23 protein-coding genes and 1 pseudogene are annotated in these 19,680 nt (G+C 65.2%); 11 read left to right on the top strand and 13 right to left on the bottom strand.

The window, feature by feature from the left end:
- Window positions 1–8 precede the first annotated feature (8 nt).
- Genes IFR14_RS15515 through IFR14_RS15490 form a run of 6 tightly spaced genes read right to left on the bottom strand, consistent with a single transcriptional unit; the run spans window position 9 to window position 7,763 of the window.
- On the bottom strand, window positions 9–1,346 hold the full coding sequence (locus IFR14_RS15515) for an MFS transporter (RefSeq protein WP_197977579.1): 1,338 nt from the start codon (window positions 1,344–1,346) through the stop codon (window positions 9–11).
- 1 nt (window position 1,347) lies between these two features.
- A complete protein-coding gene (locus IFR14_RS15510; protein ID WP_137243579.1) occupies window positions 1,348–2,823 on the bottom strand; it encodes an ATP-binding cassette domain-containing protein in 1,476 nt (491 codons plus the stop codon).
- A complete protein-coding gene (locus IFR14_RS15505) occupies window positions 2,820–3,590 on the bottom strand; it encodes an energy-coupling factor transporter transmembrane component T (RefSeq protein WP_137243578.1) in 771 nt (256 codons plus the stop codon). The genes IFR14_RS15510 and IFR14_RS15505 overlap by 4 nt, the downstream gene beginning before the upstream one ends.
- Window positions 3,587–4,234 (bottom strand): MptD family putative ECF transporter S component, encoded by a 648-nt coding sequence (locus IFR14_RS15500; RefSeq protein ID WP_137243577.1) that lies wholly within the window; start codon window positions 4,232–4,234, stop codon window positions 3,587–3,589. Before IFR14_RS15500 ends, IFR14_RS15505 begins: the two co-directional genes overlap by 4 nt.
- Complete coding sequence (locus IFR14_RS15495) at window positions 4,231–5,994, bottom strand: ABC transporter ATP-binding protein (RefSeq protein ID WP_249407079.1); 1,764 nt, start codon at window positions 5,992–5,994, stop codon at window positions 4,231–4,233. Before IFR14_RS15495 ends, IFR14_RS15500 begins: the two co-directional genes overlap by 4 nt.
- An 8-nt stretch (window positions 5,995–6,002) precedes the next feature.
- Complete coding sequence (locus IFR14_RS15490; RefSeq protein ID WP_137243575.1) at window positions 6,003–7,763, bottom strand: ABC transporter ATP-binding protein; 1,761 nt, start codon at window positions 7,761–7,763, stop codon at window positions 6,003–6,005.
- A 144-nt stretch (window positions 7,764–7,907) separates the two neighbouring features.
- On the opposite strand from IFR14_RS15490, the gene IFR14_RS15485 reads away from it, so the two are divergent.
- Window positions 7,908–8,597, top strand: coding sequence for a TetR/AcrR family transcriptional regulator (locus IFR14_RS15485; protein ID WP_137243814.1), 690 nt, complete (start codon window positions 7,908–7,910; stop codon window positions 8,595–8,597).
- 109 nt (window positions 8,598–8,706) lie between these two features.
- Here the strand turns inward: IFR14_RS15485 and IFR14_RS15480 are convergent, their stop codons facing one another.
- A complete protein-coding gene (locus IFR14_RS15480; RefSeq protein WP_137243574.1) occupies window positions 8,707–8,910 on the bottom strand; it encodes a hypothetical protein in 204 nt (67 codons plus the stop codon).
- Window positions 8,911–9,400: 490 nt separating this feature from the next.
- Between IFR14_RS15480 and IFR14_RS15475 the strand changes: the two genes are divergently transcribed.
- The 5 genes from IFR14_RS15475 (at window position 9,401) to IFR14_RS15455 (ending at window position 12,018) form a co-directional block, all read left to right on the top strand.
- Window positions 9,401–10,012: a hypothetical protein gene (locus tag IFR14_RS15475; RefSeq protein ID WP_137243573.1), complete on the top strand. Its 612-nt coding sequence runs from the start codon at window positions 9,401–9,403 to the stop codon at window positions 10,010–10,012.
- Window positions 10,013–10,293: 281 nt separating this feature from the next.
- Window positions 10,294–10,704, top strand: a complete 411-nt coding sequence (locus IFR14_RS15470; RefSeq protein WP_137243572.1) for a hypothetical protein — start codon at window positions 10,294–10,296, stop codon at window positions 10,702–10,704.
- Window positions 10,701–11,171, top strand: coding sequence for a hypothetical protein (locus IFR14_RS15465; RefSeq protein WP_137243571.1), 471 nt, complete (start codon window positions 10,701–10,703; stop codon window positions 11,169–11,171). Before IFR14_RS15470 ends, IFR14_RS15465 begins: the two co-directional genes overlap by 4 nt.
- Window positions 11,168–11,467, top strand: coding sequence for a hypothetical protein (locus IFR14_RS15460; RefSeq protein WP_161578627.1), 300 nt, complete (start codon window positions 11,168–11,170; stop codon window positions 11,465–11,467). Before IFR14_RS15465 ends, IFR14_RS15460 begins: the two co-directional genes overlap by 4 nt.
- The gene (locus IFR14_RS15455) at window positions 11,362–12,018 is read left to right on the top strand and encodes an HXXEE domain-containing protein (RefSeq protein WP_137243570.1); all 657 of its coding nucleotides are present in this window, start codon (window positions 11,362–11,364) and stop codon (window positions 12,016–12,018) included. Before IFR14_RS15460 ends, IFR14_RS15455 begins: the two co-directional genes overlap by 106 nt.
- An 82-nt stretch (window positions 12,019–12,100) precedes the next feature.
- On the opposite strand, the gene IFR14_RS15450 is transcribed toward IFR14_RS15455, so the two are convergent.
- From IFR14_RS15450 to IFR14_RS15435, 5 genes and pseudogenes are all read right to left on the bottom strand, one after another.
- Complete coding sequence (locus tag IFR14_RS15450) at window positions 12,101–12,349, bottom strand: hypothetical protein (RefSeq protein WP_137243569.1); 249 nt, start codon at window positions 12,347–12,349, stop codon at window positions 12,101–12,103.
- Between the two features lie 436 nt (window positions 12,350–12,785).
- A pseudogene (locus IFR14_RS21570) lies at window positions 12,786–12,910 on the bottom strand (recombinase family protein); the annotation flags it as partial.
- Between the two features lie 19 nt (window positions 12,911–12,929).
- Window positions 12,930–13,625 (bottom strand): hypothetical protein, encoded by a 696-nt coding sequence (locus IFR14_RS15445; protein ID WP_191941590.1) that lies wholly within the window; start codon window positions 13,623–13,625, stop codon window positions 12,930–12,932.
- 802 nt (window positions 13,626–14,427) lie between these two features.
- The gene (locus IFR14_RS15440; protein ID WP_137243567.1) at window positions 14,428–14,628 is read right to left on the bottom strand and encodes a hypothetical protein; all 201 of its coding nucleotides are present in this window, start codon (window positions 14,626–14,628) and stop codon (window positions 14,428–14,430) included.
- A gap of 140 nt (window positions 14,629–14,768) precedes the next feature.
- Window positions 14,769–14,963 (bottom strand): hypothetical protein, encoded by a 195-nt coding sequence (locus IFR14_RS15435; protein ID WP_137243566.1) that lies wholly within the window; start codon window positions 14,961–14,963, stop codon window positions 14,769–14,771.
- A gap of 108 nt (window positions 14,964–15,071) precedes the next feature.
- Between IFR14_RS15435 and IFR14_RS21450 the strand changes: the two genes are divergently transcribed.
- Together IFR14_RS21450 and IFR14_RS15425 are read left to right on the top strand one after the other, a co-directional pair.
- Window positions 15,072–15,443, top strand: a complete 372-nt coding sequence (locus IFR14_RS21450) for a histone-like nucleoid-structuring protein Lsr2 (RefSeq protein ID WP_342365716.1) — start codon at window positions 15,072–15,074, stop codon at window positions 15,441–15,443.
- 35 nt (window positions 15,444–15,478) lie between these two features.
- A complete protein-coding gene (locus IFR14_RS15425; protein ID WP_137243564.1) occupies window positions 15,479–16,048 on the top strand; it encodes a hypothetical protein in 570 nt (189 codons plus the stop codon).
- 771 nt (window positions 16,049–16,819) lie between these two features.
- Here the strand turns inward: IFR14_RS15425 and IFR14_RS15420 are convergent.
- Complete coding sequence (locus tag IFR14_RS15420) at window positions 16,820–17,170, bottom strand: hypothetical protein (protein WP_137243563.1); 351 nt, start codon at window positions 17,168–17,170, stop codon at window positions 16,820–16,822.
- Window positions 17,171–17,383: 213 nt separating this feature from the next.
- Between IFR14_RS15420 and IFR14_RS15415 the strand changes: the two genes are divergently transcribed.
- From IFR14_RS15415 to IFR14_RS21565, 3 genes are all read left to right on the top strand, one after another.
- A complete protein-coding gene (locus IFR14_RS15415) occupies window positions 17,384–18,055 on the top strand; it encodes a hypothetical protein (protein ID WP_137243562.1) in 672 nt (223 codons plus the stop codon).
- A 232-nt stretch (window positions 18,056–18,287) separates the two neighbouring features.
- A complete protein-coding gene (locus IFR14_RS15410; protein ID WP_137243561.1) occupies window positions 18,288–19,100 on the top strand; it encodes a hypothetical protein in 813 nt (270 codons plus the stop codon).
- 21 nt (window positions 19,101–19,121) lie between these two features.
- Entirely contained in the window at window positions 19,122–19,415 is a 294-nt protein-coding gene (locus IFR14_RS21565) for a GNAT family N-acetyltransferase (RefSeq protein ID WP_137243560.1), read from the top strand.
- The last annotated feature ends 265 nt before the right edge of the window (window positions 19,416–19,680 follow it).

Here is a 19,680-nt window from a genome sequence, read left to right as displayed (position 1 = left end):
CGCGGCGGTCAGGTCGACTGCCAGGGCGTCGTCCCAGTCCGTTTCGGGCTACTAGACGAAGGGCGACAGGAGAGGGGGGCGCATTTCCGCTGGCACCTCTTCGCTTGCGCTGGCGTTAAATGGGTGAACTTCTCGCGCGGCGAAATCGTGGATGGATCATTACGAACGCAGCGACGATCGCCAATATCGCGGCACCGACGATCACCGGGAGCGGGGGCCACACGCCGTAGAGCACGGTAGCGGCCGTGGGTGCGACGACGAACGTGAGGCCGTTGGTCGCCCCCGATGAGCCCAGCCAGTCCGCCCTGTTCCTCCCGTCGCAGGAGCAGCGACGGCCCGGCGGTGTAGCCCGGGCTGGCAATCCCGAGGCCGAGGCCGACCAGCAAGATCGCGACGACGAGCGGAACGGTGCCCAGGTCAGGAACCAGCACGACGAAGCCGAGGAGGGCGACGATGCTCCCGACGCGCAGGAGCGCCGCCGGTGACCAGCCGATGCGCGGCACGATGGCCGCCTGCGCGACGATGAGACCGAACCCCACCGCGAGCAGGGCGCAGCCGGTGACCACGCCCGTCATCGCAGAGCCGAGCCCCAGCCGGTCCTCCACAAGGAATCCGATCACCACGTGAATGAAGCCGAGGGCGGTGAACATCCCGAATCCGGCGACGAGGAACGGCCAGATCCGAGTGTCGCGCGGGCTGACACGGGCAGGAGCGGAGATGAGTACGTGCCGCTGCTCCGGGCGCAGCCGGAGTGCGAGGAGCACAAGGCCGGCCCCAAGCAGGATCGGCACAGCGATGAGCGGCGCCAAGAGGTCGAGCCCCACTGGCGTGCCGCCGACGGCCGCGCCGCCGATCATCGCCATCCCCTGCACGGCGCCGACACCCACCATGCCTTTGACGCGGGCCGCCTCGTCGCTCGTGACGTCGGCGATGTACGCCTGCGCGGTGGGCGGGACGGCGGCGATCGCGGCACCGAAGCCGACGCCGCGAAGTGCAAGGAAGAGCAGGAAGAGGACGGTTCCAGCCAGCGCGCCCGTTATCCCGAGCCAGGCGACGACCGCGAACAGCACCGTAGCGACAGTCGCTATCGCGAAGGCCATTACGAGCACCGGTTTGCGGCCCGCCGACTGCGAGCGACGCCCCCAGTACTGGCTCGTGAGGACGAGGGTGAGCGCGGCGGTGCTGATCGTGACGCCGACTTGCCATTCCGCGAGACCGACCTCGCGGGCCAGTGGCGCGATGATCGGGTTCAGCGTCATCTGTCCCAGGTAGATCACGAACACCGCCCCAAGGACGAGGCGGATCTGAGGCTTCCGAGTGGTTCCCGCCGAAACGGAGGAGGTCATGTCACCTCCTTGACGGGTTCGACGTGGCCGCGGGTCGCGGGTCGGCGGCGGGACGCGGCGGCACGAGCACAAGTTCGGCGTCCGCGGCGAAGGTGAGCAGATCCTCATCGTGGCTGATGAGCAGGACGACCGCGCCGTCGGCCGCGACGCGGCGGATCTGCGTGGCGATTGACTGCAGGTGCCTGCGGTCGACTCCCGATGACGGCTCGTCGAAGACGACGACGCGGCGTCCGGCGACACGTACGGCCGCGACGACGAGGCGTTGCTGCTGCCCACCCGATAGCGACAGCGGATGGCGCTCTGCGAGATGGTCGAGATCCATGTCGGTGAGAATATCGGCACGGTCGGACAGGGCCGCGTCCGTGTCTGCAAGGGCGATCTCCGCCGCCACGCTGTCGGTGAACAGCTGACGCTGCACGTCCTGCATCACAATTGCGCTCGCCCCCTGTCGCGCCCGTCGTGAGAGCGCCATGCCTTCCCATCGGACGGTGCCGGTGCTGCGCTGCAGCCCGATCACGATTCTGGCCAAGGTGGATTTGCCTGCGCCGTTTGAGCCGCGCAGAGCCGTCACCTGCCCGGCCGAGAACGCGACACGGTCGATGCTGAGGACGGTGCGTCCGTCGAACGCGCACCGGATGTCTTCCAGCACGAGCGTTGCGTCGGGCACCGGCGCGGCGGGTGCGGCGACGCTCGCACCGGTCGCGGCGATAGCGGGAAGCGCCGCTGCTCGCACGACCCCGCGGAGCCCCTCCGCCGCTAAGGTCTCGTCGGCAATGCCGCGGAACTCGGACGCTGTCCAGACGACGTCGATCGCGCCGTCGCGCATCACGACGACACGGTCGAGCACGTCCTGTAGATAGCGCAGGCGGTGCTCGGCGACGACGATGGTCATACCGGCCGCTTTGAGCGCGCCGAGCGTCGCGGCGAGCCGGTCGACGGCGTCGGCCGACAGGTTGGATGAGGGCTCGTCGAGCAGCAGCACGCGAGGCTGGTGTGTGGCGGCGGAGGCGATCGCCACCTGCTGCTGCTCGCCGCCAGACATCCGCTGCAGAGACTGCCCGAGCGGCACGAACGGCGCCAGCACGGCGAGCGCTGCGTCCACACGCTCGCTCGCGTGTGCCCGTTCGAAACCAAGGTTCTCCATCGCGAAGGACACCTCGTCCCGGGCGGACTCGGTGAAGAACTGCCGGCGCGGATGCTGCAGCACGGTGCCGGTCACGACTCCCAGCGCGTCGAGCTCAGCTGCGGTCGTAACGAGCCCTGCGACCGTGACGGTGCCGGTGAGGACGCCGTCGTCGTGGATCTGCGGCACCAGCCCGTTGAGTAACCGCAGCGCCGTCGACTTGCCGGAGCCAGATGCGCCGCAGAGAATGACGACTTCACCCGTCTGGACCGACAGCTCGAGCCCGCGCAGGGACGGTGCATGGGCGTGCGGGTAGGTCCACGTGACGTCCTCAACACGAATGACGGGGATCATGTGACGGCCCTCAACAGCAGGGTGGTTGTCGCGAGGGCTGCGGCGAACAGCACGACGAGAAGGTCGCCGAGCCCGAAGCGAGGTGGCACGAGCGGTACCGGCGTGCGATGCGAGCCGAGGCCGCGCAGGATCGCGGCCGCTGAAAGGTCATCGCTCGCGCGCAGGCTCGCGGCGATCATCGGCACGACGAACTGTTCGGCGGCTCGCAGTGGGTGCCGCGCGACACCGCGCGCGTTGACGAGGCCACGCAGTCGCATGGCCTCGAGGACGGCGTGCGCCTCGTTGGCGACCACCGGGAAGAAGCGCACCATGACGCCGAGTGTCACGGCGATCGGGCGGGGCACCCGCCACGCGCGCAGGGAGGCGCTCAGACGTGTCGGAGTGGTAGTGGCGATCAAGTGAGCGCCGATGGCTGCGACGAGAACGAAGCGGAGCAGGTAGGAGGCCCCGACGCCAGCGGTCGTCGTGACCGCGTTCGGCCACACGATCGGCAGCCAAGACTCGAGAGCGGCGAGCACGCCGACGGTGACGAGCAGGGTAAGGGCGCGGCGCCACGCGCGCTCCCAGACCGTGAGAGTGAGGCCCACGGCGAACGCCGCCGGCATCCACCTCGCACCATCGACCTGCATGACCGCGATACTCGTCGCAACGAGGAGGAGGATGGCCGTGCGCGGGTCGAGCCCCCGGGGCGGCTGCGGGTCCGTGATGTCGACGTCGACGGCGTGCTTTTCCGTGCGACGAGCGCTGTCGGTGTCGACGCGGGTCATGCCAGGCCGGCCCTGCGGAAGTGCTTTGCGAGCAGACGGGTGCCCAGCAGACCGCCGAGGAACCCACACATGACGGTCGCGAGGAACATGAGCAGGATCGTCGGCACCGTCACGAGCTCGCGGAAGACCCGGGCGTAGTCCTCGCCGTAGGCTTCGAGGCCGTAGTTCGCGAGGTATCCCGCAGGATCGATCAGGAACGGCACCCACGGTCCAATGAACCATGCAGAGAACACCGTGTAGGTCCAGATGGCGGCCCACGTGCTGCCGTAGTTCGCCGCAGCCATGATCAATTCGCCCGCGAGTGAGACCGCCACAATGAGGAGCGCAGACTGCCATGGGTGACCGATGACCAGATCGAGGGCGGCCAGTGCCGCACCCATCAGAGAAACCATCCCCGCGTGACGCACACGCGTGAGGAAGAGCATGTACGGGATACCGGCAACGATCGGCGTGAGGGAAAGCGTGGCGATCATCACCATGGGACTGATGACGCCGAGCATTGCCATGGCGAACACGACGACGAAGTAGATGACGGCGAAGATCGCAACGTTGACGATGTCGCGGGCACTGAAGTGCCGTGACCTCTTCGCGGGTGCAGATACAGGTGCGGCGCCCGCGGCGTTCGCTTCGGTGGATTGAGTCATTGAGGTTCCTCTCGGGTCGGGTGCACGGGATGCGCGGGGAAATCTGCGTCGGCGAGCCGCCAGCCGGCGGCATCCACTCGCTCCCGCCAGTAGTCGGCGTAGGCGCCGCCCGCGGCGAGCAGATCGGCGTGCGTGCCGGTCTCGCGAACACCCCCGTCACTGTCGAGCATGATGATGCGGTCTGCGGTCATGATCGTCTGTAGGCGGTGCGCGACGACGATCATCGTGCGCCCCGTGCGTGCGTGGTCGATCGCATCGCCGATCGCGATCTCGTTACCGATGTCGAGGGCGGACGTCGCTTCGTCCAACAGCACGATCGGTGCGTCCTTGAGGAGCGCTCGTGCGATGGACACGCGCTGTCGTTCGCCGCCGGAGAGGTTCGAGCCCCCCTCGCCGACGCGCGCGTCCCAGCCGCCAGGAAGGCGTCCGGCGATCTCGTCCACGCGTGCACGCCTCGCCGCGTCTATGACCTCGTCGCGGGACAGGCCGGGGTTGCCGACCCAGACGTTGTTCAGGATCGTGTCGTCGAACAGATACACGTCCTGGAACACCGGGGCTACGGCGTTTTCGATCACCGCAGTGCCGAGCTCTGGAATGGGGACGCCTCCGATCGACACCGATCCGACCTCGGGGTCGTAGAAGCGGGCGATGAGCTTCGTAATCGTCGTCTTGCCTGATCCGGAGGGACCGACGATGGCCGTCAGGCGCCCGGCCGGGGCGGTGAAACTCAGTCCGCGGAGCACCGCCGGTCCGCCGTAACCGAAGGTGACGTTGCGGAACTCGATGCTCCAGTCGGTGGGAACGGCCGGTGCGGTCGGCTCGGGCAGTGCCTCGACGGCGTACAGCGCGTCGAGGTGGTCGAGCGTGGTGCGGGCCACGGCCACGCCCCCGCCAAGATCGCCGGCGTTCATGATCGGCTCGTTGAAGCGGATGCCAAGGACGAGCAGTGCGATGAGGGTCGCCGGCTCGACCGATCCTCCGATGGCGAGGAGTGTCCCAAGGACCAGGATGAACGTCATCGAGAGCTGTACAAGCCCTGCGAAGGTGGCGATGCCGGCCCCGCCGCCGAAGAGTAGTCGACGATAGGCGTGGTGTTGGTTCTCGAGCGCCTCCGAAACGAGCCGGTCGGCGACCGCTCCGTCTCCCGCGGTGCGAAGCGTCGGCTGGACGCGGGCGAACTCGATGATACGGCTCGACGCTTCCGACGCAGCCTCGGCGTGCACTTTGTCGCCACGGCCGATCGCGGTGTGGATCATGCGGTACCCGACGGCGAGGACGGGGACCATCACGGTCATCGCCAGGGCGAGCCGCCAATCCAAGAAGTACATCCCGACGAGGACCGTCGCGGGTGTGACGAACCCGGTCAGGATCGGCCGCAGCACGGCGTGCGGGGCGGTGGAGACGAACATCGCGCCTTGCGTTGCGATGCTCGTCGTGAGACCGGTCCGGTCTGCAGCAAACCAGGCGATCGGCAGGTCGACGAGACGATCTCCTAGTCGCTTGAGCAGAGACTCTAGGACGGCAGTGCTGGCCTCCATGCCGACCTGACTTGCGACCCACGCCGTAGCGAAATACAGCACCGCCACGATGACCTCGGCGAGGAGCCATCCGCCGACGGCATACGTTTCCCCCGTGAACAGTGACCTCAGCAGGGGAACGAGTAGCAGGAATGCAACTCCCTGGAGGACCGCGGATGCCACGACAAAAGCAAGCTCGATCAAGACGAGTCTGCGCGCTCTCTCCGATGAATAGTGCAGCATGCGACGGATCATCGCGCTGCTCCTTCCGGCAGAGTGCGGGCGTGATTGGACTGGTACTCCGCCCACATACGGGCGAACCGGCCGTTCGCTGCCACCAGTTCGGCGTGGGTGCCGCGCTCGACGATGCGCCCGCCGTCGAGCACGAGGATCTGATCGGCGCCGGTGATCGTGTGGAGCCGGTGCGCAATCACGAGCACAGTGCGATCGGCGGTCAGCGTGCTGAGCGCCTTCTGAATTGCGGCCTCGGAATCGGGATCCGCGAACGCGGTGGCCTCGTCGAGCACGAGCACAGGGGCGTCAGCAAGCAGGGCGCGCGCGATCGTGACGCGCTGCGCCTCGCCGCCCGAGAGGTTCGCGTCGTCACCGACGACCGCGTCGTAGCCGCGCTCGAAGCGGAGGATGCGGTCGTGGATCTGCGCCGCGCGCGCCGCCTGCTCGATCTCGGCATCCGTCGCGCCGGGGCGGCTGAGCCGGATGTTCTCCCGCAAACTCGCGCGGAGCACCTGCACGTCCTGGAAGACAAATCCGACGTCGCGATAGAGTTCGCGCGATCGGAGGTCCCGCACGTCGACGCCGCCGATGGCGACATGGCCGGTGTCGACGTCGTAGTACCGCGGGATCAGCTTCGCGAACGTCGATTTGCCCGAGCCGGAGGCGCCAACCAGGGCGGTCATCGTGCTCGGCGCGCACGCGGCGGCGACGTCGTGGAGCACTCGGTGCGATGCGTCGTAACCGAACGACACGTCGTCGAAGACGACATCTGTCCCCACGGTGGTCCGTGGCGAGGTGGGCTGCGAGAGGGGCGGCAGAGCGAAAAAGGCTGCCAGCGCCTGCCGAGCCTTGGATGCGTTGCGCAGGAACTGTCCCGATGCCCCCAGCTTCATAACCGGGGCTGTGAGCCCGAGCCCCAGCACCACACCCGGGAGGACGTCGATTGGCGTAGCCACTCCGGCGCTCACGAGCCACGCGCCGGCGCCGAGTAAGATCAGCAGTGCCGTCACGGGGGAGCAGATGAGCTCGACGACGGTGAATACCATCGCCGTCTCGCGCGTCCACTCGCCGACGAAGTGTACGTAGCGTTTTGTCGCATCCCGGTACCGGCGATGGCTTCGCCCGAGCTGCCCGAACCGTTTGACTACCGCGATACCGTGGATGAACTCGACGGTAGCGCCGGACAGTGACTGTGTTGCCTCGTCGTACTGCTGATACTTCTCGCCTGCGCCGCGCATCATGAGCGGGTAGCAAAGGGCGACACCGAGTAGCGGTACGAGAGCGGCAAGGGCCATCTGCCACTGCGTCGCGAACAGATACACCAGGCTGATGACCGGAACAGTCACCGCGGTCAGCACGTCCTGGATGGAGTGCGCCACCAGCTGATGCAGCGCTGTCACGTCGCTCTCGACCAGCTTGCGGATGCTGCCCGAGCTGCGCTGCCCGAACCAGCCCAGCGGCAGCTGCTGCAGGTGGCGGATGATCCTCCTACGTAGCGCGACCTGCAGCTCGGCATCTGCGAGGTGGCTCTCGAGGCCGGAAAGGAACGCGCAGCCAACCGCCACGACGAGCGCGACGACGGCGACGACGACGACTGTCCAGGCGCGAGCCTCGTCGATCGGCTCGCCGCCTGGCGCAGGCAGGAGGATCCGCGCGAGTTCAACAATTGCGATGAACGGAACGACGCCGCTCGCCGCGCCGACGACGCCGAGCGCGACGATGCCAAAGATGCTGCCACGCACGGGCGCGAAAAAGTCTGTGGTCGACTGGTCGGTCATGTTTCGCACTCCAAGTTTTTGAGAACGGTTCTCACTGTAATAGAACGGTGTTCAAATGCATTCATCCAATTAGTAAGGGCATCCTTACTTGCTGTCAATATCGGCGTCTATCGACAAGACTGGACGTCGAGCTCGAAGGGCGCGATGACGGACGACCAGGCAACCGCATTCCACGTCGGTATGACGGCGGACGCGGTCGTCGACGCCGCCGCCGAGCTGACGCGCGATTCGCACCTGTGGGGCTGGTCGATCCGCGATCTCGCCCGACGCCTCGGCGTCTCACCTTCGGTGATATACCACCACGTCGGGGGCCGCGACCTGCTCGCGCGTCACGTCGTCGAGCGCGTCGTCGAGGGGTTGAGCGTTCCGCCGCCCGAGAGTCCGTGGGATGAGTGGTTCCGCACCTTCCTCCTCTCCGCCTATGGTCCGGTGGCGGCCTACCCCGGTGTGGCGAAATGGCTGCTGCTGCACGGACCGACCTTCCGCACGACCCTCGATGTGATCGACACCGGTACAGCCCTTCTGCGGCGCGCAGGATTCGGAGACGACGCCGGCTTTGCGTATGCCGCTCTCCTGAACAACGCGATGCTCACCATCTCGATCGGCGACGACCGGCTGGTCCACGAGGACGACGGTCCTCGCGATCACGCGACGATGATGGACGAGTTCGCCCGCATGGCGCTGGGCCGGCCCGGCGTCGAGGTACTCGCGGCATCCCTGCTCACGCCCTTTGCCGAGGGCGGGCCCGGTGCCAAACAGCTGCGCGAACGCTACTTCCGGTTCGTCGTCGACACCACGATCGCCGGGCTCGCGACGCTGCTCGGTGCGTGTTGACGACACTCCGAGTGGAAGTCGGACGGCTTCTGGTGGTCGGGGAGGACGCTTTCCGTCGTATCTCACCCTTTGTTGCCTCGAGCTCGAGATGAGAGCGCGGGGTGGTGGTTCAGCGGATGAGGCTCATGAGGATGGTGCCGGCGATCGTGGCCGTCGCGACCATCGCGGCGATGGTGCCGCTGATGGCGATGAAGGTCGCGAGGATGCCGCCGGCGAGGATCCCGATGAACGTTCCGAGCTGCGCCCAGAGCCCGGCCGGTGTTAGCGGGCTGTCGACGTAAGCGACGCCGGTGGTCGGTTCAGGCTGCTGCATGGGTTGTGGCGGGGGAGCTCAAGAGGTGTCCGCTGGTGTCGGGGCAGCCGGCGGCTTGCCAGTCAGCGTAGGTGTGGTCATGGGCGATGGTGCATCAGCGGGGACGTGGATGCCGTCGCCGGTTCGTTTTGAGGTGAAGATCTCGAGATGTTGAGTGCCTCCGAGAGGCGTGTCTGTGGTCACGGGTCGGCTTCCGCTCAGTGGTGGTCAGCTGAGGGGACGGCGGTCCTCGCCGGGTGTGATGCTGTGGCGACGGATGTCAGCCGGAATCTCACCCGCTTGACGTACAGCGCATCACCGTGCGTCGACGCGGATACACGGGTATCAGAGGTGTGGAGCCGCCTCACGGGTGAAATGTCGGGTGAAGGTCACGGTCGCGGGTCGTTGGGAGAGTCCCGTGCGTCGCATCCTGAGTCGAGCGCTCCGGTTTCTGGCGGATTCTGCTCCTCGTCATTCGTGTCATTATCGATCACCGCAGAGGGAACATCACATGGGAACCAACCGCAGACTCACTGGAGTGCTCGGCGCTGTGCTCGGCGGGATCCTGGTTCTGGGTGGAGCGTCTTCGGCGAACGCGGTACCGGTGACTTTTTTCTATGGCACGGACGCTGCGGGGCATGCGACGCTCACGGTCACGGGTGAAGCATTGGATCTTGCGGAGGTGCTGGTCCAGTTCAACCAGGAGATTGGCGGACCTGTCGCACCGACTGGCTCCATCACGGTCGCGCTGCGATGCGTCGAAGGGAGCTGGCTGTTCGGGGATGGATCGACTCGCGAGATCGTCGTTGAGAGCATCCAGTTCATCAGCGGCGACGGCATCGAGTCATACGACCTCGATCCAACGCTGTGCTCTGTGGCGGTCACGGAACCCGAAACGCCCGTCGAACCCATCGACACGCCGGCAATCGAAGCCTCGATGCCGCCTGCCGCGACCTCGGCTGTCCCTGCCGCTCCTCCAGAACTCGCCGAGACCGGATTCGGTGGAAGCTCCACCGGTCTTTGCGCACTCACGCTGCTCGCCATCGGTGGTGCGCTGTCCGTGTCTCGGCTCCTTCCCGTGTCGGCCGCGCATCGGATGAGGGCGCAGCGAGCCTCGGTGTGACCGTCGCCGGTTCTGCTAGTGAGTTCAGTGCTCTGACGGCGCCGTTGGGTGAAGTACTCCGACACCCGCATCACGATGCCGGTGCCGGTCCATCTCACAGATGAGGCCATACGTGCCGGTAGCCACGAGTTGAGAGCGGGACCCGAAATGCAGACGAGGCTGCCGTGACCGTACACGCTCGCCCGCTCGCACACGTTCACCGAATGGGTAGCCGCAGGCCGCCCGGCCAGCTATGGCCGCCCGGGTCACGACGACGAGTAATACCGGATACAGGAGCGACCATGAATAGGACCGGCACGCCGATCAGCACCATGTTGGAGCGCCGATCGTTGACGCCCGCGCTCGTGCGTTTGATCGAGAACGCGTGTCGCGCGGAACGCACGGCGTCGGGCACCCACCGGCGCGGCGCGTTCCGCGACACCCGCTACATCATCGGTGCGGTCCTCGCAGCTGGCTTCGTGCCACACGAGGTCGCCAAGATCATCGGCGTGAAAGTCGATTCAGTCCACGCGCGGAGGCAGGTTGATGGACGGTTGACCGTCGCGTCAGCGAGGGCGCTGATGGAAATGAGTGAGCAGGAGCTTCGAGCAACATCCTTGATCGTCCGGCCTGCAGACGAGTACTCAGGCCCGTTCTATCGAACCGTCGACATTGTCACCTACCTGTGTGCCAAAGATGAGGGACGCGTGTGAGCATCGAACCGGCCGGCCCAACGCCCACCGACCTCCTGGAACGCCGCCGTGCGCTCCAGGAGGCAGTCGTTCAGGATTTCCTCGACGATTTCCCGGATCCAACACATCCCGCGGACGTCGCGAAGCGGCTCTACCTCAGCCAAGCGGTCGTGCGATATCACGTGACGACAGGGGACCTCGTCGGCACCTTCCAGGACGGCAGATGGCACATCGACGTGCAAGCGAGCCGCGATTGGATCGCTAGCTCTCTGTCCAGGCGAGCAAGCCGCAGACTTGCACTACAAGAAGCAGCTCAGGGTCCCCGCCCAATAACCGTATCGATCAGTGAACCGGGTGCGCTGCGGCAGCTGCAGGACCTACAAGCCTCAGGACTGACGCTCAACGACGTCGTCGAATACGCACTCCGGTCGTTAGCGGGGAGCGACGACACGGTTCCGCGAGCCGACGACTACGCACCCGCCACATGACCACGCGGCCCGAACCCGCGGCGGAGCTCAACCCCCACGCTCACCGCGCGGTTCGTCGAGATTTCGAGTTGTCGCGGCATGACGTCCCGGTCATCGTCGCGCTTGTCGCCGGCACGGTGCTCCTGAACAGCACGGTCGGTGTCATCGCCGCGCTCATATTGCTGAGAACCGGCTTCTCCCTTGCAGGGCCATGGCAGCTCGGAGTACTGGTCGCTGCCGGGCTCACGACCGTGCTCGCCTGTGCGTTGCGCTTGGGGTCCGGCATCGCACGTCGACGCGGTTCAGAGGTGTCGTGACCAGGACAGGCACCGGCGCAGGCACTGAGCGTGTGGTGTCGTCTCGAGGGTTGAGGAAGGGCGGGCGGTTCCGCGGCCCGGTCTGGTTGTTTGTTGCATGGGTGTTGCACGACATTGAGGAAGGTGCGGCGTTCCCGGCCACCTGCGATCTGCTCGCTGATCGGACGGGGATTCGTGCGTTCCGGATGGATGCTCGCCAGTCCTGGCTGGCTGTTGGTTTGATGGGCTGCTTGGTCGGATTCGCATGTATCCGTGGCGTGCGCACTGCCGGCAGCTCGCCGTTGTATCGTGCGGTCGTTGCGGGGTTGGGTGCGCACACCGGGAGCCATGTGTTGGCGAGCTTGCTCACTCAGGGGTACACCGCGGGTGTGGTGTCTGCGCTGCCGGTGATGTTGCCGGGCGCGATCGTGGCGGAACGAGAACTCGCCCGAAGAGGCCTGCCGATCACGGCGCGGGATCGGGCGATGGGTGCACTCGTGTTGTTGCCGTCAGCGTTCGTCTGCCACCTGATTGCTCGTGTGGTGGTCAAACGTCGGCTGAGGGCTCGGTGACCCTTGCCGGTCTTGGCGGCGGCCGTCCTGCCCTCTGGGTGATGTGAATGCGAGGAGGTGCGGCTCCAGCGTCTGAAGATGCTCACGCGGGTGGGGTAGTGGGGTGCTGGTGTCGGCGGCTGATGGCGATTGCGGTGCTGGTCGCGAGGAGCATGGCGGCCGGCAGTGCGATTGCGAGTGCTAGGCCGAAGGGCGCTTGGAGCAGCATTGCGGCGGCGAATGCTGCTGCGAGGCCGAGACCGAGTCCGGCGCCGGTCATAGCGCTCATGGTGACGGGGTCGATGCGGAAGCGGCGCGTGGTGCTGGGCGTGTGCTTGATGTGTGTGCTCATGCATCCAGCGTAGAAACCGGGTGGCGGGCGAGTCATCCGCCGGTCGGCTGAACTCGAGAACATCTTCTGTCCACCCTCCGACGGAGCGAACACGATCTCAGACACGCATCTACCAGTTCGATGTCGGCTTTGATGAGACGGTCAGGCGCCATGCAGTGCGGGACCTGCGCCACGCCTTCACCGCCGAAAAGATGCGCGAGTGGTACGACGGCTGGCAGCCACTCGAGTTTGTCCAGGAAGGCCGAATCGGCCCTCACGAAACCCTCGCTCAGATCACTGAACGCATTGTCGCGGATATCAGCGCGGGCCAACCCAAGGCTCAGTCGTAGGGCGCCGACTCGAATGGAACGGTCAACATCGTCTTGCCGAAAGGATCTGCCGTTTGGCGGTTGCAGCGAGCGTTTTCGGCTGCCGCGTGCAACCCGCCCCGGAACCGTCAGGGTGTTCGTGCCGTGATGCTGGCCTGGTGTCTGTAGAGCGTTGCTCTGCTCCAGCCGACCAGTGCGGCGGCTTCTGCTGCCGTGCGGCCGCGTCGCGGGCTTCGGCCACGATGGCCAGCTTCATCGTGTTGTCATTTTCTCTATGAGCTGTGCTTTCCAACAGGGACCCGCGATGGCAAGAGCGGATTCGGATATCCCTGGGCGCGAGCCCAATCAGACCAATTGGCAGGGATCCACATTCGTTGCACGAGTTGTGGATGACGGGCATGTCGGCCCATTGCCCAGAGTACGAAGACGAGTTCTGCCCATGGGGATGCGATCCTCCAAGTCACCGGACCATTGGTCGAGTTGCCGCTTAGTTGAACATAGTTGAAAGCGATGATTTCCATTGAATCGACGCTGCCCCAGTCCCAGGCGAAAAGATTCGAGCCAGTGTCCAGGTAGAAGCCCTGGTTGGTGACGACGAGCTGGCCGGTGCTGTCGTGACGCCATGCGAGCTGAGCGTCCGCAGTTGCCTGCGCGCGACGGTTTGAATTGCCGATTGCGCTGCCGATCAAGGTGCCGGCTCCAAGAGCGAGACCCAAACCGCCACTGCCCATGATGAATGTCGAGTTGTGTGAGTAGCTTCCGTTGCCCGCTGTGCGCAAGGCATCAAGTGAGTACGGCCCCCGCGCGAAGGCGACCTCGGCTGATCTCAGTGCGAAGAGCGTGTCGACCTGAAGATCGGGCAATTGTCGAGCTTCGACTTGGGATACGAACTTGCACGTGTGCCAGAGCGCTGAGTCTGCGTCCGTCCATGCGCGCTGCGTGGGAGAGTTCCGATTCTTACGCACCATAGATTGAAGTATATGAGGATCGACGGTCTGGGGAGTCGTCTTGCCGAAGGATCAGCGCTGGCCGCTCGAACTTCGCAAAAGGGAGACTTCATACGAGCGCCTGCTCGCAGAAGCTGCTTTGTGCAACTGGCCATGCGTCCATGGCTCCGCGCTAGCCATGTCGCCTCTCCTGCCGTTGCGTGTGCAGCGTTGAGTGGACCATATCGTCGGCGGAAAACGATCGTTTTTGACCACCCGGGTCCAGCTCCGCAAGACCGCCGTTGTGAATCGCTTTGATAAATGACGCGTTGTTGGCGGCGATAAGTGCCGCCATCACGAGTGGGGATTGGTCTCGGGTGGACGGATCGGGCGGTCTGGGTCGAGTTCGAGTTTCGTGATGGACACGTCGTCGTGCGTGGGCGTCCGCGGCCGATCGGCTGTGATCTGTGGCCGGGGGAGTGGTGTCTGATCGGCGTTGGATGGTGGTACCGCGGCGCCTTCGTCGGGGAGGCGGGGGCGCCGCGGATGGTGGAAGTCTGACAGCTTCTGGTGGACGGGAAGGACAATTCCCCTCGTATCTCACCCTCTGTCGCCTCGAACTCGAGCTGGGTGCGCGGGGCGGTGGTTCAGCGGATGAGGCTCATGAGGATGGTGCCGGCGATCGCGGTCGTCGCGACCGCGGCGGCGAGGGCGCCGCTGGTGGCGATGAGGGTCGTCAGGATTCCGCCGGCGAGGATCCCGATGAACGCTCCGAGCTGCGCCCAGTGCCCAGTGCCCGGCCGGTGTCATTGGGCTGTCAACGTAAGTGACGCCGGCTGACGGTTCAGGCTGCTGCATGGGCTGTGGCGGGTTCGGAAACCAGGTGGCGTCCGCTGGTGTCGGGGCTGCCGGCCGCCTGCCAGTCAGCATAGGTGTGGTCATGGGCGATGGAGCACCAGCAGGGCACGTGGATGCCGTCGCCGGTTCGTTTGGAGGTGAAGATCTCGAGATGCTGAGTGCCTGTGAGAGGCGTGGCTGTGGTCATGGGTCGGCTTCCGCTCAGTGGTGGTCAGCTGAGGGACGGCGGTCCTCACCGGGTGTGATGCTGTGGCGGGGGATGTCAGCCGGAATCTCACCCGCCGGCGGGGGTGGTGGGGGAGTGGTGCTGGTGAGTCGGGGGTGGTGCTAGAGGCGTCGGACGGGCACTGACCGGCGCATCCCCGCGACGGTCATGCGGCCGTCAGTGATCCTGACTTCTGGCTGATCGGCGTCGTGGTGCTCGTAGTAGAGCCCTTCTTGGCGCCACAGTGAGCCGTCGGAGAGTTGGGCGATGGTGTGTCCGGACCGCCCTGACCATGGGCCGTCGATGTGCAGCGTCATGTGTACCTTTCCCGCAGTGTCACTCACCACTGGTCGTGCGACGGTAGCCCGGGAAGATGAACGGCTGGCAGGGGCAATGCCCCGTGAGCCCGAACCCGCACACGGTTGATGGGGGGGGGGGGGGGATCCACGAGCACGTTCTATAGGTCCGCGGGTTCGAGTTCCCTCGGACCATCGACAGCGCTACTGACGACCCCAAGCAGCCCGGATGTGGAAGGATCGGCCGGTCGTCGGGGGTCAGCTGTGGGCTGGCATGATGGCGGCATGGCACAACGGATGATCACGACGCTCATTGATGACCTCGATGGTGTTGAGTTGGCGCGGGGGAGTGGTGAGACGGTCCGCTTCGGTCTCGATGGTCGCGACTACGAGATCGACCTCAGTGATCACAATGCGGCTGAGCTGCGTGAGGTGTTGGCCCCATACGTGGGCGCCGGCCGTCGCAATGTCGCGTTGAGATCTCGGCGAGGGCGCAGGTAGTGCGGCTCTTGGTGCGCGCGAAGGGTTGGTGCTGAGTGCTTTCGGTCGTGGCGGAGGGTACTGCTGCCCCGGCGGACCCGTTCGCCCTGGTGCTGGCTGCTGCGGCGCTGCTGGTGTCGCTTCTGGCTGTGGTTGTTCCGGCTATGTCGGGGCGGCAGCAGCGGTTGCGGGATGATCGGGCGAAGCGGGCGGAGATGTATCTGGAGCTCATGGAGCTCATTGAGCTTCATGGTCTTTGGGTGGTGGACCGCACGTATGACCTGGTGGAGACGTCGGACAACGACTATGTCACCGAGATGCCGCACCGCAAGACGGCGAAGCCGGAGAGGACGTTGCGGGTTCGTGCGCGGGCGATCGTGAGCGCCTACGCGTCGGTTGATGTTGCGAAGGCCTTCGCGGGATGGCTGGCGACCCTGGAAGCGTTCGAGCAACAGTTGGATCTCTTTGCGTTTATCGCGCACGAGGAGGGAGATCAGGGCGTGAACGCACTGGAGGCGGAGCCTTTCCGAGACGCTGAGGCGATCGCGCGGGGGCTGCTTGCGGATCGGGTGAACGCACAGCTCGTGCGCGAGCGACGTTGGCGTCGGTGGGGCGTGCGGCCGTGACACTCTGCTGTTGTGCGTGATGCTGAGGGCACTCTGAGTCGAATGGCGGATCGCCGAGGGGCGGTCCGGGCCTTAGGGCCGCGGCCCGCTGACCGGCCACCTGCTGGGTAGCATCGCTGCGGCGTGCTGAGAGCTTTGCCGGTGGCCGGCGGTATCGTGGGCGGGTGGATCTCTTCTTGGTGGATACGCGGACCTACGACCGAGCTCTTGGTGCTGCGTTGTCGACATCAGCGTCGCGGTTAGGGTGGTCCGTCGCGCATGTGGCGATGTTGACTCGGATCCGTCCGTGGCGGTTGCGGCGCGTGTTCCTAGGGCGATCGTCGGTTGGGCCGCTTGAGTTGAAGCGATTGCTGTCAGTGTTGAGGCTGGACGCAATCGAGTTCGAGCAGTCGGTCTTCGCGGACGCAGCGGTCGGGCAGCTCCTACTCGAGGCAGAGGGCCTCGAGATCGATAGGCGGATCCGCGAGCACCTTTGAGCTCCGGAAAATCGCGTAGCTTGGGCGCGGATTCCGGTAGTGGAGACTCCGGCTGCAGTCAGTACGCTGAACTCGCGAGAGACCCATGTCTGTCGCTGGCTCCTGGTCTGTTACGCCCCCGCCTGTTGGCCAGGAGCCGTTTTCGGTGCCGGGCACTCACGGATCTCGTTCCGTCGGCCCAGATCCCGATCGACAATTGGTGAGCGCACCACCGGCACGTTCGAGCAGCTGCACCTCTTTCGTGTGTCCAGCTGGCGTTTTCAGCGGGCGGAGATAGGGCGTGATCGCACCATGCTTATTTCCAGCGAAGCTGCTGGCTCCCGGCATCGTCTTGAACGAGCTCACTAATACCCCAGGCCAAGGCAACCCAACCGCTCTGTCGATCGTTCCAGCCCAAGCCGTACTTATCGGCATCAAAGACGTTTGCCCAAGACGCGAGCTGTTCATCCAGCTGCCGCTTGGTGTCAGCGTCGAAGCGGTTCAGCCCGGGGTCATCGACGTGCTTGTCTTTCGCAACTTCGAGCATGCTCTCGATAATCGAGCCTTCGGCCAGTGTGACTACCTGGCTCGGAGTCATCCGTATCTCGGCGGCAGCGAAGCGGAGGGCGAGCGTGTTAATGCGGAGAATATCGGAGACGGTAGCCATACATCGACGGTAGTGCACTGACCTTGCCTGGACCGCAGGGCTCTCCCTAGAGTCGACCCGTTCACTCGCCACCAGCCTCTACCCGTTCGCCGCGGTGGCAGCGACGATGGTCTAGGGGAACAGCGTGACAGCTGTGTCTGTGCAAGTGTATTCGTGCGAGATTGAGGGGGTGACACCTACCCCCGCATCTTGACGGAGCCCTACGATGAGCGCATGAGTGGCCCCAACAGCAGCCGGCGCGCAAAAGTGGTGAAGGCAACGCTGGCTGCCATCGCCACATTGATCCTCTTGCCCATCATTGTCAGCGTTGCGAGCTCATTCTTCGCGGAGCTCGCGAACGATCGGCGGAGAGAGTTCGAAGCGACGTTGACTCTGACCCCGACTCCGGCCCCAAGTGCCACCTCATCCTGTTCGACAGAGTGGGGCGAGGAAGAGTGGAGCGCGGCGGAGGCTGGCCGTCAAATAGTCGAAATCCGCGTCTCCGCGCACGGGGCCTCGTGTTGGTCGGAGAGGCTTCCGCTGGACGACTCGAAGACATTCGACGTGTTGGTGCGGTATGGCAACTTCACTGACGAAATCGTCGAAGACGTCAGTATCGAGGGGTGGATGCCTCGCGGTGTGGAACTCGTCGCCGCGACAACCTACGTTGCGAACACGGCGAACCCGGAGGGCCTGCTCCTCGACGACGATTCAATCCTCGACGGTGGTATCAACATCGGTTCATACTCGCCGCGAGCGGCTGCCTATGTGAATTTCACCGTGAAAGTCACTTCCGACTTCGTGCCGCAGACCTGCGACGTCGGAATGTTCGCCGCCGGTGCACGCCAGATTCTCCCGAAAATCACCTGGTCAACTGCTGGTGTGCTCACCGAGGGAAGCTGCTGAGAACGAGGGCGACCGGACGAGCTAAACCGCCACCTGATGGAGCTCGAGCGGGTGTGACATAGGGGGAGGGGCGAGGCGATCCGGTTCAGCGTCGACAATGCTGAAGCGCTGCGTGGGGCGATGCGGCGGTACATCGATGCCGAACGTCGGGTTGTCCCGCTCGGCACGCGCCAACGTCGCCGGTAGAGTGCGAGGACGGGCCGGGGGGCGGCCCGAACGCGTAGGGGGAATCATGGGGCGCGATTCTGGGCACAGTGTGACGTGCGCGGATGCGGTTCGCACGACGGCTGAACAGTGCGAGTGCATCTGTGACGGCTACTTTCACGGTGGTCCGCATACCGAGCGGGCACGTGCGCTAGTGTGGGCGCCGGAAAAGCGTCGGCGGTATTCACAGACGCAGGTCCGTGGGGCAAAGAAGGCCGCTCGAGAGGCCCTTGCCGCGAAAGAACTGATCGGCGAGGCCTGCACCGACTTCGCCGTCACCTATGTGATCAATGAATTCATCTTCGCCACCGAGCTGGACCGGCAACGGGACGCCCGTGATGTGCTGAAAGCGATCGTCGAACCGCTCGTCGCCGAGATCGCGAAGGCAGAACTTGATTATGCAGAAGCCAAGGCGGTCACCGATGCCGTCAATTATCTGCACCTCCTGTGCTCGTTGTGCGTCGAGGTCCTTAAGCTAATCGGGGAACTGGACGAACTCGCCGATGACGTCGCAGAGGACATCGCCGAGTCCGTGGCCGCATCGCTCGCGGACGACCTCCTGCTCACGAAGGCGGTCAAACTGATCCTCACGAAAGCTCTCGCACGATCGTTCCGTGCGGCCATTGACCTCGTGAAGGATCCAGCCATGGTTCTGTTACTTCGTCTGGCCGGATTCGTGCTGTGTCCAAACATCGCCGAGCACCCGGATGTCGAGAAGTACTGCGTATCCCCATTGGAGCAGGAATGGGCGACCGAGTCGCTGCGTAACTGGATTACTGATGGCTTCCAACCCGACTCGTCGATCCTCAAACGCGCTCCACGGCGCCCGGCAACTGTCTGACGGAAAGACACGCGCTGAACGGTGGTCTTGCCAGACGGAGCACACACGCCAAACCGCGGGCTAGTCGAGCACGGGCATCCGAGCGGGGACGCTCATGTCATCACGGATATTGCTGTAACACCTCACGCCCGCCGACGAGGACTGGGGCGGACCGTCCTCGCAGCAGCCACCGCGTGGCCTCGGCACCCACCGGCTCGGGGTTGGGTGGCGTTTGTTGATCCGTCGAATCTGGGCGCGCGCGCATTCTTTGAGGCAATCGGGTGGGCAGACGAAGGACTTGAGGATGGCATGTACCGCTTCCGCGACGTCTCCTGATCGCGCATCGCTCTCGCCACCGCGGGTCTAGTCGACGTCCCGCAATCGATAAGTTTCGAGCGAACCGATCGTCCCGTAAGTCGGTTTCGATACGACACAGGCGACAGGGCGTCTCGGAAAACTGTAGGTTTCTGAGAAGACCTCGGACGGAGGACTGAATAGCCAGACGCGGGGATGTAGCTTCCGATGAAGCGCATGGGCGGGTGCTGCCGACGGCGATCGCTTGCAGCAGACAGGGCCTCGGCCAACTGGCCGGGGCCCTGTG

This window comes from Plantibacter sp. CFBP 8775, assembly GCF_014839505.1.
Taxonomy (GTDB): Bacteria; Actinomycetota; Actinomycetes; order Actinomycetales; family Microbacteriaceae; genus Plantibacter; species Plantibacter auratus.
Note: the sequence above shows the minus strand (reverse complement) of the source record. Positions and strands in the feature narration are given on the sequence as shown.